This window comes from Burkholderia sp. APQ4-4ca, from assembly GCF_057837105.1.
The window spans coordinates 14,540-29,430 of record NZ_JBYQCG010000105.1 but is presented as its reverse complement, the minus strand read 5'-3'; the positions used below and the strand labels follow the sequence as shown (position 1 = coordinate 29,430).

Here is a 14,891-nt window from a genome sequence, read left to right as displayed (position 1 = left end):
CACCGTCGCGATAACGAAACTCGCTGGCGATTTCCACACTCGCCGGCAACTTCGCGATGCTCTCGATCCAGTACTTCGCGGTCAGCGCGGCGTGATAGCTGCCGCCGCACGCGAGCAGCAGCACCGAATCGACGTCGCTGAACACACGCCACGCTCCATCGCCGAACAGCTCGGGCATGATCGACGAAACGTCGAGCAGCGTATCGGCCACCGCCTGCGGCTGCTCGAAGATCTCCTTCTGCATGTAGTAACGATACGACCCGAGATCGGCCGCGCCGCTATGCGCGGCGACGCGTTGCACCGCGCGTTCGACGCGCTGGCCGTTCGCATCGACGATCCAGTAGCGATGCAGCTGGACATCGGCGACGTCGCCGTTCTCCAGATAGGCAATGCGATCGGTGATGCCCGACAGCGCAATCGCGTCGGAAGCCAGAAAATTCTCGCCTTCGCCGACCCCGACCACGAGCGGCATCCCGTCGCGCGCGCCGACGATCCGGTGCGGTTCGTCGCGGCACATCACGGCGATCGCATAACTGCCACGCAGTCGCGCCACCGCACGCCGTACCGCATCGAACAGGTCGCCGTCGTACAGGTGGTCGATCAAATGGGCGATCGCCTCGCTGTCGGTCTGGCTCGCGAACACGTAGCCGTGCGCCTGCAGTTCCGCGCGCAGCTGGTCGCAGTTCTCGATGATCCCGTTGTGCGACAGCGCGATGCGCGCATTCGCGTCGCTCGGCGAGAAGTGCGGATGCGCATTGAGCGTGACGGGCGCGCCATGCGTGGCCCAGCGCGTATGCGCGATGCCCGTGTAACCGGACAACGCCAACTCGGCGATCTCGCGCTGCAGGTTCGCGACACGATCGACGCTGCGGGCGCGCGCCAGCGCGCGGTCGCGGTAGACCACGACGCCGCACGAGTCGTAGCCGCGGTATTCGAGCCGTTTCAGGCCGTCGACCAGGTTCGGCAGGATGTCCCGCTGGGCAACCGCCCCGACGATTCCACACATATCGCGCTCCGTAAATGTCCTGTCTGAATCAGTGAGAGCGATGGTAGAACCAGTGAAATGGAATTAAATTTCAAAAATCCAGAAAATATGAAACAGAAGGAGGATCGACTATCATATTGAAATTAAATTTCACTTACTGAAGGGAAGGAACGGTTAATGGCCGGCATCACCCTCGACGATCTCGACCTGCGCATCCTCGCGATCCTGCAAGACGACGCGTCGGTGTCCAACCTGCAACTCGCCGAGCGCGCGCTGTCGTCGCCGCCCACCTGCATGCGTCGCGTGCGCCGGCTGACGGAGGCCGGCGTGATCCGCCGGCAGGTCGCGGTGCTCGATCCAGTGGCGATCGGCACGGGCGTCACCGCGCTGATCGAGATCAGCCTCGACCGGCAGACGGCCGAAGACTACGACGCGTTCGAAGCGTATGTGTGCGCGGAGCAGGCCGTCACGCAGTGCTACCGCGTGTCCCCGGGGCCCGATTTCGTCGTGATCGCCGATCTGGCCGACGTCGCCGAATACGACGAATTCGCGCGGCGGCTGTTCACCGGCGCGTCGAACGTCCGCAACGTGCGGACGTTTTTCTCGACGCATCGCGCGAAATTCGAAGCGAACGCGCGGATCGCGCATGCGATGCGCAAGCGCACGTAGCGTGAGGTAAGCGCGTCGTTCGTCCCGCATCACGCAGCGGTGGCCGCGTCCGCCAGTTGCAGCGGCTTGCCGTATCCGAAGCAATGCGCGGGCTCGGGAAACACGTCGAAATTCCGCGTGACGCCCGGCGCATATGCGAAGCGTGAAGCGCGCCGGCCGGTGTTGAGCGCGTGATGCGCACCCTCCATCAGAACGCGAGCGCCTGCTGCGTCGGTTGATACGCGCCGCGCGAAAACCCCGCGCCTTCGAGCGACAGCAGCGCGCGTTTGCGATCGATGCCGCCCGCATAGCCGGTCAGGCTGCCCGACGCGCCGACCACGCGATGGCACGGCACGATGATCGATACCGGATTGCGGCCGACCGCGCCGCCCACGGCGCGCGCGCCGCTCATCGGTAATCCGACGCGTTCGGTGATGTCGCCATACGACACGAGTTCGCCGAACGGAATCGCAAGCAGTTCCTTCCAGACCCGTCGCTGAAACGCGGTGCCGCGCAGGTGGATCGGCACCGAGAACGTGTCGCGCGCGCCGGTGAAGTACTCGGCGATTTCTTCCGCGACCCGGCGTGCGAGCGGCGACCTGGCGAGCGCGTCCGCTTCGCGCACGATCGCAAGCGACGGAAAGTATTTCTGGCCGACGAAGTACAGGCCGGTCAGCACATCGTCCTCGATGCGCACGGCGATGTCGCCCAGCGGGCTCGGAATCAGGTGAGCGGGAGTCATCGCGACACATCTCCATGAAGGCGCCACACGTGCAGTGCGGCATACGCGCGCCACGGCGCCCAGCGCGCCGCTGTATGCGGCGCGGAGGATGGCCCGAGCGCGGGTTCGGGCCGGGCGGGCAGCCACGCGTCGTCGGCGGGGAACGCATTCGGCCAGGCCATCGCGCGCATCGCGACGTACTGCACCGCGCGTTCGTCGCAGCCGGGCAGCGCGCGCAGCGCGGCGAGCGTCGCGTCGAGCGGCGCCATCGGTTCGAGCGCGAGCGTGCCGTCGTCGACGGCGCGGGCGAGCGACACGATCGCGCGTGCGGCGTCGCGCTCGATGCCGATCGTTTCGAGGGCCGAAGGCGGCAGCGCGGCCAGCGTCGCGGCGCAGGGGAGTGCATGCGCGAGGCCCGGCGGCGCGCCGTCGACCGAATGACCGAAGCGTGCCGCGATCCGTGCGAGCAGCAGCGTATCGGCCTGCGCCTGGGCAAGCTGCTCGCCCGCGACCGCACGGATCGCGATCTCGAGACCGTCGAACGCGCCGGGCACGCGCAGGCCCGGCGAGCCGCTCGCGAGATCGCCGAGATGCGCATCGATCACGTCGGGGCGGCTGTCGAGATCGAACAGCCGGCGCACGCGTGCCAGCACGGCCGGCACGACCGGCGTCAGCGTGGGCGACACGGTGACGGCCAGCGCGAAGCGCTGCGGCACGTGCGCGACGGACAGCCAGCCGGCCACGCGGCGGCCGTCGTTTCGATTCGGCAATTCGACGATGCGCGCATAACCCTTCGCGTCGATCCGCTCGACGCCGTCGATCTGCCGCTGCGCGAGAAAACGCATCAGGTCGGCCCACGCGAACGGCGGCCGGTACGGCAGCGGAAAGGTCATGTCGCCGTCGGCCGCCGCACCGGCCCCTTTGCGCAGCCGCAGCGGATTGAGGCCGTAGCGCTCGCGGAACAGGTCGTTGAAGCGCCGCACGCTGCCGAACCCGGCCGTCGACGCGACGACGGCGACCGGCAGCGCTGTATCGGTCAGCAGCCGCTTGGCCATCAATAACCGCTGCGTCTGCGCGAACTCGACCGGCGACACGCCGAATTGCGCGCCGAAGATCCGGCGCAGATGGCGTTCGGTCACGCCGACGCGCCGCGCGAGCGCATCGACGGAATGCGCGTTCAGGAAACCGTCGTCGATCAGCGTCGCGGCCGCGTCGGCGAGATTGCCGGACAGGTCGAGCAGCCCGTGGCCGGGCGCGAGTTCGGGGCGGCAGCGCATGCAGGGCCGGAAGCCGGCTTTCTCCGCGGCCGCGGCGGTCGGGTAGTAGCTGCAGTTTTGCGCCTTCGGCGGCTTCATCGGGCAGACCGGGCGGCAGTACACCCCAGTCGTCGCGACGCCGACGAAGAACCAGCCGTCGAAGCGGCGGTTTCGCGAAAGCAGGGCGTCGTAGCAGGTGTCGGGGTCGAGGCGCATGCGACGACTGTAAACCATCCTCGTGGTCGATTCTGGCTGGAATCGGACATGTGTCTCGGCGGTCGCGCGGCTGCCGGGCCGCGGCGGGAAAATGAGCGGAAAAACGGTTAATGCCACTCTGCGAAACAGTCGTCTCTTTTGCCGCGACCAATTTGAGATGACTCATCGAAATCCCGGACTGACACGGCACCGGCAGGCGGCCTATTCTTTGAAAAACGTTTTCCAGACGGATTGGCGAAGCAGGCCGCGCGCAGCAGCGCGCCGCCGCTCGCCCCGGCGCCGGTCGCCGGTCAACGAACTTCGTGCGGCGCGACGGGCGCGACCGCGCATCGGAGACATTCATGCCCTCTGCCGTCGTCGGCGCCGTGCGCGCGGCCGCCAGCCGCTACCGCTGGACCGTGTGTGCGCTGCTGTTTTTCGCGACCGTGATCAACTACATGGATCGGCAGATCCTCGGCCTGCTCGCGCCGATGCTGCAGCACGACATCGGCTGGAGCCAGGTGCAGTACGGCCGCATCGTGATGGCGTTTTCGGCGTTCTATGCGCTGGGCCTGCTCGGCTTCGGGCGTATCGTCGACTGGCTCGGCACGCGCGTGTCGTACGCGGTGGCGATGCTGGTATGGAGCATCGCCGCGATGCTGCACGCGGCGGTCGGTTCGGTGACGGGCTTCGCGGCCGTGCGCGCGCTGCTCGGGATCGGCGAGGGCGGCAACTTTCCGGCCGCGATCAAGACGACGGCCGAATGGTTTCCGCGCCGCGAACGCGCGCTCGCGACCGGCATCTTCAACTCGGGCGCGAACATCGGCGCGGTATTCGCGCCGGCGATCATCCCGGCGATCGCGGTGGCCTACGGCTGGCGCGCGGCGTTCGTGATCATCGGCGCGATCGGCATCGTGTGGCTCGCGGTGTGGCTGGTGATGTATCGCACGGCCGACACGCGCGCGCTCGCCGCGGAATACGACGAGCCGCGCGACGAGGCCGAAGCGCTCGACGCGGCGAATGCGAACGCCGGCGCGCCGCGCTGGGGCGAACTGATCCGCAAGCGCGAGACGTGGGCCTTCCTGATCGGCAAGTTCCTGACCGATCCGGTGTGGTGGTTCTACCTGTTCTGGCTGCCGAAGTGGCTCAACGAGTCGCGCGGGATGGACATGCAGCACATCGGTTTGCCGCTCGTCTGCATTTATGCGCTGACGACGGTCGGCAGCATCGGCGGCGGCTGGCTGTCGTCGATGCTGCTGCGCGCGGGCTGGAGCGTGAACCGGGCGCGCAAGACGGCGATGCTGATCTGCGCATGCTGCGTGCTGCCGATCGCGTTCGTGTCGCAGGTGCAGAGCCTGTGGATCGCGGTGCTGATCGTCGGCCTCGCCGCCGCCGCGCACCAGGGCTGGTCGGCGAACCTGTTCACGACCGCGTCCGACCTGTTCCCGCGCCGCGCGGTCGCGTCGGTGGTCGGCATCGGCGGGATGGCCGGCTCGATCGGCGGCGTGCTGTTCTCGGAAGTGATCGGCCAGGTGCTGCAGCGCACCGGCCACTACTGGGTGCTGTTCGCGATCGGCGCGTCGGCCTACCTGATCGCGCTGGCCGTGATGCACGTGCTCACGCCGAAGATGAAGCCGGCGAGACTCGATGCGTGATTGCGTATCGGCCAAGCGAAAACGCCGCCCTTCACCGGGGCGGCGTTTTTCGTTCGGGGACGCGACGTGACGTGATGCATCGCGTCGCGATCGCGTCAGCTGGCCGAGGCCGTCGACGCGCGCATGATCAACCGCGGCTCGAACGTCGAATAGCTCGCGTCGGTGCGCCCGGCGAGCGCGTCGATCAGCTTCTGCATCGCGAGCTCGCCCATGTTCTCGCTCTGGATGTCGACGGTCGTCAGCGCGGGCGCCGCGTATTCGCCGTACGGCACGTTGTCGATGCCGGCGACGGATACGTCCTGCGGCAGCCGGAAGCCGAGCGACGCGGCTTCCTTCATGAAGCCGAGCGCGATCAGGTCGTTGTAGCAGATCACGGCCTGCGGGCGCTGCGGCCCGAGCATCACGCGCGAGCACGCGCGCTCGCCGGCCTCGGCAGTCGGCGCGTGCGCGTCGTGCACGTCGAGCGTGAGCCCCGCTTCGGCGAGGCAGTCGCGCGCGCCCTGGATCCGTTCGTCGTTCACGCGCGCGGTGCCGAAGCCGAGATAGGCGATGCGTGTATGGCCGAGGTTGAGCAGATGGCGCGCGAGCATGTAGGTCGACAGCCGGTTGTCGATGCCGACGCTCGGAATCGGCAGGCCGGGGCTGCGGCGCAGCAGCACGAGCGGCTTGTTGAGGTCGAGCATCCAGCCGGCTTCCTCGTCGGGCATCCGCGTGCTGACGATCAGCCCGTCGACGCGCTGCGCGAGCGCCTCGATCAGCGAGCGTTCGCGCGTCTGGCTCTCTTCGGTATCGACGAGCAGCAGCGTGTAGTCGTGCTGCAGCGCGACGCGGTTCGCGCCTTTCACGACGTTCGTGAAGTGCGGGTTGCTGATGTCGAGGATCACGAGGCCGATGGTGCGCGTGCGGCCGGTGATCATCGAGCGCGCGAGCGGGTTCGACCGGTAGCCGAGCCGCTCGATCGCCTCCTTCAGCCGTGCCTCGACGGTCGGCGAGAAGCGCTGCGTGCCGTTCACGTACTTCGAGACCGTCGCGACCGACACGCCGGCTTCCGCGGCCACGTCGCGGATCGTCGAGGAAACTTTTTTCATGCGAAGGGTAACGTTTTCGTTCGATAACGCCCGATTGTGGCAGAAAAAGCCGGCGTGCAGACCGCCGCCGATATCGGGAAAGTGCGGATGGCTGCGAGCGAGTTCGACCATTGACGCTCGGCGGCGCGCCCGCGTATAGTTGGAAAACGTTTTCCATCTTAGGTCAGATCCAAGGAGATTCGATGAATGCCTCATCCACCGCCGCGCGCAAACCGTTCGGCCGCCTGCTGCTGACGGGCGCGGCCGGCAACCTCGGCCGCCAGTTGCGCGGCGCGCTCGCCGACTGGGCCGACGTCGTGCGCGTCAGCGACATCGCGGCGCTCGGCGACGCGGCCGCGCATGAAGAACTCCGCGTGGTCGACCTGGCCGACCGGCCGGCCGTGATGCAGCTCGTCGACGGCGTGGACGCGATCGTCCACCTCGGCGGCATTTCGGTCGATGCGCCGTTCGACGATCTGGTCGGCGCGAACATCACCGGCACGTACAACCTGTACGAAGCCGCGCGCAAGCACGGCGTGAAGCGCGTCGTGTTCGCGAGCTCGAACCATGCGATCGGTTTCCATCCGGTCACCGAAGTGCTCGACGCCGATGCGCCGCTGCGTCCCGACAGCCTGTACGGCGTGACGAAGTGCTTCGGCGAATCGCTGTCGCGTTACTACTTCGACCGCTTCGGGATCGAGACGGTGTGCCTGCGGATCGGCTCGTCGTTCGAGGTGCCGAAGAACCCGCGCATGCTCGTCACGTTCCTCAGCTATCGCGACTTCATCGAACTCGTGCGCTGCTCGCTGCTGACGAACCGCGTCGGGCACGCGATCGTCTACGGCGCGTCGGACAACCCGGTGAAGTGGTGGGACAACACGAAGGCCGGCTTCCTCGGCTTCCGCCCGCGCGACAGTTCCGAGCAGTTCGCCGGGCTGTTCCCGGTGACGGCGCCGACCGCCGAGTACGACGACCCCGCGCAGCGGTTCCAGGGCGGCGGGTTCGTCGTCGGCGAGCCGATGGAGCGCAAGGCGTCGTAAGCGTCGGCGGCGTTGCCTGCGTCGAGATTCAGCGCAGGATGTCGGTGGCCTTGTGCCGCTCGTCGACGCCGTCGATCAGGATCAACGGGCCGCTCGCGTGCCGGGCGCGCAGCGGCTGGATCTGCCGGTACGCAGCCGAGTCGTACCACGCGCGCGCCGTGTCGAGATCGGGAAACGCGATCGCGATCAGGTCGCCATGCCACATGCCTTCGCGTACCTCCGGGCGTGCGCCGTGAATCACGAAATGGCCGTCGTACGGCGCGAGCGTGCCGTCGATCCGTCCGAGGTACTCGACGATGTCGTCGCACATTTCGACGTCATGCAGGTGGGCGATGGCGTAGGCGGTCATGGTGGGCTCCGTGGCGGGATGCGGTTCGAGAGTCGATGGAGCCCATGATCGCGGTGCGGGCGGCGCGCGTCGATTACCCGCGACGTAAGCAAATCGGGACAACCGCGTCACATCGTGCTTCAGGCCGCGGCGCGCATGGCTCGACGGACGGCGCCGCGCCATTCCGCATCCCGATCCATCACGCCCGCTTGCGCGCCGGCCGCACGACCGGCGCCGGCTCCAGCGGCTCGCTGGCCTGCTCGCCCAGCCGGTCGAGCATCCGTTGCGCGGCCCCCGTGCAATCTTCGCCGGCCGGCTTGTTCTCGATCTCGTCGATCAGCGTTTCCAGATGCTGCCGGTTCTGCGCGAGACGCCGCTCGAGCAGCGCGATTTCGTCGACCTTGTGCCGCAGCGCGACCAGCAGTTCGTCGTGCGGCCATGCGCCGAGATCGGGCGGCAGCACCGCGCGGATCTCGTCGAGCGAGAAGCCTGCGCCCTGCGCGCGGTCGATGATCGCGAGCCGCGTCAGCGCTTCCGGCCCGTATTCCCGATAGCCATTCGCCTGCCGGCGGGCCGGTTCGAGCAGGCCGCTCGCTTCGTAGAAGCGGATACGCGACGCCGCGAGGCCGCTCGCCTTCGCCAGTTCGCCGATTTTCATGATGGGCTCCAAAAGGGCTTGACCTTAAAGTTGACTTTAAAGTTATCGTGGGCCATCGTCAATCGAGGATGTTCCATCATGAATCTGTTTGCGCCGCTCACACTGCCCAACGGGGCGGTGATTCCGAACCGTCTGGCCAAGGCCGCGATGGAAGAAAACATGGCCGATGCGGATCACGCGCCGTCGGACGCGTTGCTACGCCTGTATCAGGCGTGGGCCGACGGACAGGTCGGCCTGATCCTGACCGGCAACGTGATGGTGGACGGCCGCGCGATGACGGGGCCGAATGGCGTCGTGCTCGAAAGCGACGCGCATCTCGACCGTTTCCGCCGCTGGGCGCAGATCGCGCGCTCGGGCGGCGCGCACGTGTGGATGCAGATCAATCACCCGGGGCGCCAGATGCAGGCGGCGCTCGGCCAGACGACGCTTGCGCCGTCGGCCGTGCCGCTCGCGCTCGGCGCGCTGTCGAAGCAGTTTCCGGTGCCGAAGGAAATGACGGCAGCCGATATCGCCGACGTGCAGCAGCGCTTCGTGCGCGCCGCGCAGCTCGCGGAGCAAAGCGGCTTCACCGGCGTGCAGGTGCACGCGGCGCACGGCTATCTGCTGAGCCAGTTCCTGTCGCCGCTGACGAACCGTCGGCAGGACCAGTGGGGCGGCAGCATCGAGAATCGCGCGCGTTTGCTGCTCGACATCGTGAAGGCGGTGCGCGCGACGGTGTCGCCGGCGTTCGTCGTCGCGGTGAAGCTGAACTCGGCCGATTTCCAGCGCGGCGGCTTCAGCGCGGACGACGCGAAGCGCGTGGTCGAACTGCTGAATCCGCTCGGCGTCGATCTCGTCGAACTGTCGGGCGGCAGCTATGAAGTGCCGGCGATGCAGGGCGAGGCGCGCGACGGCCGCACGCTGGCGCGCGAAGCGTATTTCCTCGAATTCGCGCGCGACATCACGGCCGTCGCACGGATGCCGCTGATGGTCACGGGCGGCATCCGGCGCCGCGCGGTGGCCGAGCAGGTGGTGAACAGCGGCGTGGCGATGGTCGGCATCGCGACCGCGCTGTCGATCGACCCGAACCTGCCGCGCGACTGGCGCGCGGGCAAGGACAGCGCGCCGGTGCTGCAGCCGATCCGCTGGAAGAACAAGGCGCTGGGCGCGCTGGCGAACATGGCCGTCGTCAAGTTCCAGCTTACGCGGTTGAGCGAAGGGCGCCGCACGCACCCGCAGGTGTCGCCGCTGCGCGCGCTGGTGCGGCAGCAACTGGCCGCGCAGTGCCAGACGCGGCGCTACCGGAAGTGGATGGCGGGGCGCGCGGCGGGCACGCGTGCGTGATGCATCGATGCGAGCTGGCGATGCCGAACGCTGACCGGCACGCCGCCGCGCACGCGCCGCCTTGCACGGTGCGCGGCGGCATGCGTGCTCAGAACTTATAGTTCGCCAGCACCTCGAACCGCCGGTCGTTGCCGAGCAGATACTGCGTTTCGTCGTAGTACGCGGACTGCACATAGCGGCGATTGAACACGTTGTACGCACGGGCGGTGATCGTCGTGTCCTTGCGCGGCTTCCACGCGAGGCCGAGATCGACCGTCGTGTACGACGGCATCACGAGCTGGTTCGCGGTATCGGCGAACCGCTTGCCGACGTACTTGACGCCCGCGATGCCCGTCCAGTCCGGCGCGAAGCGCCAGCTCACCCACAGGTTCGCGAGCCGCTGCGGCACCGACACCGGCACGTTGCCCGCGCGCGATACGATCGTGCCGCCGGACGACTGCCGGAAATCGTCGTATTTCGCGCGCAGGATCGACACGTTCGCATCGACGCGCCAGTCCTTCGCGATCTCCGCGCCGACCGTCGCCTCGAGCCCGCGCGACGACTGCTGGCCGACCTGGATCGACTTGTTCGGATTCACCGGGTCGGCCGTCAGCAGGTTGTTCTTCACGATCCGGTACGCGGCGAGCGTCCATTCCGCCTTGCCGTCGAGGAACGACTGCTTCACGCCGATCTCGATCTGCCGGCCGGTCGCGAGCGTGAAATTTGCCTTCGATGCATTCAGCGACAGCAGCGAGCTGACCGGATCGGCCGCGACCGAATATTGGCCATACACGGCGAGGCCGGGCCGCACGTCGTACACGGTGCCCACGCGCCAGCCCGTGTTCGCGAACACCTTCGTGAATGCGCCGCCGTTCACGAGATCGTCGCGGTTCACGCTCGCATGGTCGTAGCGCAGCCCGCCGATCACCGACCAGCGCGGCGTGATCTCGAGCCGGTTCTCCGCGAACAGCGCGTACTGGTTCGACTGGCTGCGGTACTTCGGAAACGTGCCGGCCGTGTTGATGAAGTTGCCCGGATCGAAGTCGAACGGATCGACCGTCGACGTGCCCGCATACGGCGCGTTGTTGTCGTGCCGGAACGTCGTGTGGTTGAACTCGAAGCCCGCCGAAAACGTGTTGCGCATGCCGAGCAGCGCGCCGCCGACGGTGGCCGTCGTCACGTTGCCGTATTGTTCCTGGTCGTGAAAGATTTCCGTATAGCTGCTGCGCCGAACCTGCGCGCTCGACGGCAGGTACGTGTAGTACTCCGCATCCTTCCAGTGACGGTTGCTCTTCATCCGGTACAGCGTGCTCGTCACGTTCAGGCTGTCGCTCGGCTGCCAGTTCGCCGCGACGGTGGCCCAGCTGTCGCGGAACGCGATGTCGGCGTCGCCGACGTTGTAGTTCTTCTTGTCGAGCGCGCGATCGCGCGCACCATTGACGAGCGGCACGCCGAAATACTGCATCGGATGCATGAAGCCCTGCGCGTACGACGCCGTCACGAACAGCTCGGGCGTCACGTCGTAGCGCAGCGCGCCGGAGATCGACAGGTTGCGCGAATCGCCGCGATCGACCCAGTTCGACGATCGGTTGCCGCTGATGTCGAAGCGGTACGACAGCGTGTCGTTGATCGCGCCGCCGCTGCCGAACGCGGCGCGCGCGGTGCCTTCTGTGCCGCCGCCGACCTGCAGCTCGTTGCGGATCGGCGTGCGCGTCGGCTTCTTCGGGACGATGTTGACCACGCCGCCGATCGCGCCTTCGCCGTAGATCACCGAAGCGGGGCCGCGCAGCACGTCGATATGGTCGACCGACCACGTGTCGAACGGGAACGTGACGCCGATCGCGCCGTACGGGCGCACGCCGTCGTAGAGCTGCGTGACCGACGACGCGCCGACGAAGCCGCGCGCGGCGAGCTCCGAATTGCCGTTGCCGGGATGCGGCGACGCGCTGATGCCGGCGGCGCGGCTCACGGCGTCGACGATCGAACTGTCGCCGCGCGTGTCGAGTGTCGCGCGGCTGATCTGCTCGACGCTCGCGGGCGTTTCGAGCGAGGACAGCCCGAGATGGCTGCCGGTGTCGAGCGGTTGCGTCAGCGCGGGCGCCTTCTGCGCATCGACGCGAATCGGTGCGAGCGTGGCGCCGCTGCCGTCGACGCCGTTTTCCTGTGCGTGTGCCTGCCCGGCCGGCGACAGCGCCGCGAGCACGGCAGCAGGCAGCATCGATCTGAACTTCATCGTTTCGGTATCCTTCGAAGGGGAGAAGCGCTTGCGTCCATCACGCCGCGGCGCGCGCCGCGCGGCCGAACAGCAGCCGGTCGAGCATCCAGACCGCGACGATCGTCAGCCCCATCAACGGGAACACGATGCCGAGCAGCACGAGCCCGGCGATCCAGCCGCGCATCGGCGGCGCGCCGCGTTCGCGCGACGGTGCGCCCAGCGTCCGGGCCGGGCGGCGCTTCCACCACATCACGGTGCCCGTGACGGCCATCGCGGCCAGCCCGAGCGACAGCACCGCGCAGACGATCTGGTTCGCGAGCCCGAAATAACGGCCCATGTGCAGCGACGTGCCGTACGACACCGCGCGCGATACCGCGCCGTAGTCGTCATAGCGGATGTCCTTCAGTACCGCGCCGCTGTACTGGTCGACGTAGATCGTGCGTTCGGCCTTCGGGTCGGCCGGAAAGTACGACGCGGTGAACACGCCGTCCGCGCCGGACGGCAGCGCGAGCGTATAGCCGCTCGTCACGCCGAGCCCGGCGACGATCGCGATCGCGCGGGCGAGCGGCAGCGGCGCGGGCGTCGGCGCGGACGGCGAATGCGGCACGGGCACGTTGCCGACCGCCCACGGCGTTTGCGGCAGCGGCAGGTCGTCCATCACCATCCCGGGCATCGATTCGTCCGATTCGTGGTGATGGCCGGACGGGGCGGTACCCGGCGCACGCGCATGCGCGGTCTCGGCCGTCGCGGCGGCGCCCGGGCGCGTCGAGCGCACCGACGCACCGCCCCACGCGCCTTCCGGCGCGCCTAGGTTCACGGTCGCGGCGAGCGCCTTGAAGTTCTTGCCCCACGAGCCCGACCACGGCAGCCCGGACAGGATGAATGCGATCGTGCCGGCCGCGAGCCAGATGCCGGCCGTCGCGTGAACGCTCTTCCACAGCGGCCGGCCGCGCAGCGACAGGTCGGGCCGCAGCGCACGCCCGGCGCGTGCCGCGCCGCGCGGCCACCACAGCGCGATGCCGGTGCCGATCATCACGAACGTCCAGCAGGCGGCGAGTTCCATCAGCAACTCGCCGGTCTTGCCGAGCAGCAGCTTGCGATGCAGCATCCGGTCGACCTGCATGAAGCGGTTCTCGACGCTCAGCGTGCCGAGCACGCGGCCGTCGTACGGGTTCACGTACACGCTCTCGCGGCTGCCGTCGCGCAGCCGGAAAACGTACTCGGCGCTGCGATCCGGCGCGGTGGAGACTTGCACGGAAACCGGCGTTGCGCCGGCCGGCATCGCGGTGCGGGCGCGGGCGAGCAGCGTGTCGGCATCGAGCCGCGGCGTCGCGCGCGGTTCGACGACCAGCCGGTGCGGATACAGCAGCGGCTCGATCTGCGGCTGGAAGCAGTAGAGCGTGCCCGTGATCGCGAGGATCACGAGGAACGGCATCACGAACAGGCCGGCATAGAAATGCCAGCGCCAGAGCGTCCGGTAACCGGCGCTGGCGGAACGGGCGGGCGAGATGGCCCGATCGACGATGGTCGACATGGTGTGAACTCCTCGGGTGCGTCGAACGGCGGAGCCGGCGCGGGCAGGCTGCCGTCAACGTGCGTCGCACCCGCGTGCGTGCGTCGGCGCGGCAGGCGGCGCGGCGCGCTGCGCAAACGGGGCGCAGGGCGGCGTCGCCCGCGCGAAGCGGGCAGGCGGGTGAACGCGTGAATCAGGTCGGGCGAAACGAACGGCGTGAACGCGCATGCACGTCGACGTGCATGCGCCACCGGGCGGAACGTTCAGCAGAACCGGGGAGGAGCGCGGGAGGGCGGGCGATCGTCGAATATCGATCGCACGAAAGGAGGGCTGTAGAAGTGAACGCGGAAGCGCCGCGGCGGCGCAGCGGGAAACAGCAGCGCCAGCAGCACGAACGAGGCGAGCGCGGTGAACAGCGCGGCGCCGAATGCGCACAGGCTGTCGCCGTCGCGGGAGGATGGGGCCTTGTCGGCGTGCTTGTCATGCTTGAGTGCATCGACGAGCGCGAGCGCATCGTTGGCCGGCGTGATCGGCGCGCTCGCGTCGAAGCGGGCGGCCAGTGCGGCGCCGGCGACGATCAGCGGGCCTCGGCCCGAACACAGCACCACCGAGCCCGCCTCCGGACCGTCCGGATCGAGCATTACGGCGCCCGACATCAGCGCGCGGGACAGCAGCGTCACGAGGAGGAACCCCCACAGCCACTGTCGCGCGACGCCTGGCCGGAGCAGGAAGCGGCGAAGTGCGTTCATGGCGCGCGATTGTACCTCCGTTTGCGCGGAGGGGCAGGCGGGCCGTGCGTGGGCGGCGGGCGAATCACGCACGGCCGGCGTGGCCGCGGCGGTCGTGCGCGGCCGCCGGTCCGTTGTGCCGGCTCACACCGGATACGCGTCGTCGACCTTCAGGTTCGCGAGCCGGAACAGCGTGCGCAGCGTCTGCGGATGAATGTCGCGGTGCGCGGCGAGCGACGTCAGCATGAAGTCGAGCACCTTCGCGTAGCGCAGCAGCACGAGGCAGCGCGCGAGATCGGGCGTGCGGCCGCGCATGTCTTCGGCGAGCGTAACCATTTGCGTCGACAGCGCGTGCGCCATCTCGAGTTCCATCTGCTGTTTTTCGGTCCAGTCGGGCAGCGGCTGTTCGAGCACCTTCGCGAGGAACAGCTGGAACGACGAATCGGACGAATTGGGCTGCGCATCCATGGAGAGCCTCGTTGCGTGTGCATATCGTACGGGCGCGTCCGGCGAGCGCCCGGGGTGAATTCATGTCCGCGCGGTAACGGGCGCGGCTTCTGCCCGAACGGAATGCAGGTTC

At 68.3% G+C, this 14,891-nt stretch carries 14 protein-coding genes; 4 read left to right on the top strand and 10 right to left on the bottom strand.

All coding sequences use genetic code 11. From position 1 onward, the window contains the following. Positions 1 to 1,006 (bottom strand): isomerizing glutamine--fructose-6-phosphate transaminase (locus tag AC3IFE_RS13165; protein WP_489190786.1); only part of this gene is annotated, 1,006 nt, incomplete at its 3' end. Positions 1,007 to 1,162: 156 nt separating this feature from the next. On the opposite strand from AC3IFE_RS13165, the gene AC3IFE_RS13160 reads away from it, so the two are divergent. Then, entirely contained in the window at positions 1,163 to 1,654 is a 492-nt protein-coding gene (locus AC3IFE_RS13160) for an Lrp/AsnC family transcriptional regulator (RefSeq protein ID WP_089469015.1), read from the top strand. A gap of 187 nt (positions 1,655 to 1,841) precedes the next feature. Here AC3IFE_RS13160 and AC3IFE_RS13155 read toward each other — a convergent pair whose 3' ends face one another. Together AC3IFE_RS13155 and AC3IFE_RS13150 are read right to left on the bottom strand one after the other, a co-directional pair. Continuing rightward, on the bottom strand, positions 1,842 to 2,375 hold the full coding sequence (locus tag AC3IFE_RS13155; protein ID WP_489190785.1) for a methylated-DNA--[protein]-cysteine S-methyltransferase: 534 nt from the start codon (positions 2,373 to 2,375) through the stop codon (positions 1,842 to 1,844). Next, positions 2,372 to 3,844, bottom strand: coding sequence for a bifunctional transcriptional activator/DNA repair enzyme AdaA (locus AC3IFE_RS13150; protein ID WP_489190784.1), 1,473 nt, complete (start codon positions 3,842 to 3,844; stop codon positions 2,372 to 2,374). The genes AC3IFE_RS13155 and AC3IFE_RS13150 overlap by 4 nt, the downstream gene beginning before the upstream one ends. Positions 3,845 to 4,167: 323 nt before the next feature. On the opposite strand from AC3IFE_RS13150, the gene AC3IFE_RS13145 reads away from it, so the two are divergent. Next, the gene (locus AC3IFE_RS13145; protein WP_301737593.1) at positions 4,168 to 5,460 is read left to right on the top strand and encodes an MFS transporter; all 1,293 of its coding nucleotides are present in this window, start codon (positions 4,168 to 4,170) and stop codon (positions 5,458 to 5,460) included. A 95-nt stretch (positions 5,461 to 5,555) separates the two neighbouring features. Here AC3IFE_RS13145 and AC3IFE_RS13140 read toward each other — a convergent pair whose 3' ends face one another. Continuing rightward, the gene (locus tag AC3IFE_RS13140) at positions 5,556 to 6,659 is read right to left on the bottom strand and encodes a LacI family DNA-binding transcriptional regulator (RefSeq protein WP_489190783.1); all 1,104 of its coding nucleotides are present in this window, start codon (positions 6,657 to 6,659) and stop codon (positions 5,556 to 5,558) included. Positions 6,660 to 6,730: 71 nt separating this feature from the next. Between AC3IFE_RS13140 and AC3IFE_RS13135 the strand changes: the two genes are divergently transcribed. Then, positions 6,731 to 7,567, top strand: a complete 837-nt coding sequence (locus AC3IFE_RS13135; RefSeq protein WP_489190782.1) for an NAD-dependent epimerase/dehydratase family protein — start codon at positions 6,731 to 6,733, stop codon at positions 7,565 to 7,567. Positions 7,568 to 7,595: 28 nt separating this feature from the next. Here AC3IFE_RS13135 and AC3IFE_RS13130 read toward each other — a convergent pair whose 3' ends face one another. Together AC3IFE_RS13130 and AC3IFE_RS13125 are read right to left on the bottom strand one after the other, a co-directional pair. Then, positions 7,596 to 7,916, bottom strand: a complete 321-nt coding sequence (locus AC3IFE_RS13130; RefSeq protein ID WP_489190781.1) for a DUF1330 domain-containing protein — start codon at positions 7,914 to 7,916, stop codon at positions 7,596 to 7,598. A gap of 178 nt (positions 7,917 to 8,094) precedes the next feature. Then, positions 8,095 to 8,553 (bottom strand): MerR family transcriptional regulator, encoded by a 459-nt coding sequence (locus AC3IFE_RS13125; RefSeq protein ID WP_489190780.1) that lies wholly within the window; start codon positions 8,551 to 8,553, stop codon positions 8,095 to 8,097. 78 nt (positions 8,554 to 8,631) lie between these two features. Between AC3IFE_RS13125 and AC3IFE_RS13120 the strand changes: the two genes are divergently transcribed. Next, positions 8,632 to 9,876, top strand: a complete 1,245-nt coding sequence (locus AC3IFE_RS13120; protein ID WP_062910085.1) for an NADH:flavin oxidoreductase/NADH oxidase family protein — start codon at positions 8,632 to 8,634, stop codon at positions 9,874 to 9,876. 88 nt (positions 9,877 to 9,964) lie between these two features. Here the strand turns inward: AC3IFE_RS13120 and AC3IFE_RS13115 are convergent, their stop codons facing one another. From AC3IFE_RS13115 to AC3IFE_RS13100, 4 genes are all read right to left on the bottom strand, one after another. After that, on the bottom strand, positions 9,965 to 12,088 hold the full coding sequence (locus AC3IFE_RS13115; protein ID WP_489190779.1) for a TonB-dependent receptor: 2,124 nt from the start codon (positions 12,086 to 12,088) through the stop codon (positions 9,965 to 9,967). A 40-nt stretch (positions 12,089 to 12,128) separates the two neighbouring features. Then, complete coding sequence (locus tag AC3IFE_RS13110; protein WP_489190778.1) at positions 12,129 to 13,604, bottom strand: PepSY-associated TM helix domain-containing protein; 1,476 nt, start codon at positions 13,602 to 13,604, stop codon at positions 12,129 to 12,131. A 242-nt stretch (positions 13,605 to 13,846) separates the two neighbouring features. Next, positions 13,847 to 14,332: a hypothetical protein gene (locus tag AC3IFE_RS13105; protein WP_489190777.1), complete on the bottom strand. Its 486-nt coding sequence runs from the start codon at positions 14,330 to 14,332 to the stop codon at positions 13,847 to 13,849. A gap of 123 nt (positions 14,333 to 14,455) precedes the next feature. Further along, entirely contained in the window at positions 14,456 to 14,779 is a 324-nt protein-coding gene (locus AC3IFE_RS13100) for a DNA-binding protein (RefSeq protein WP_089469025.1), read from the bottom strand. Positions 14,780 to 14,891 lie beyond the last annotated feature (112 nt).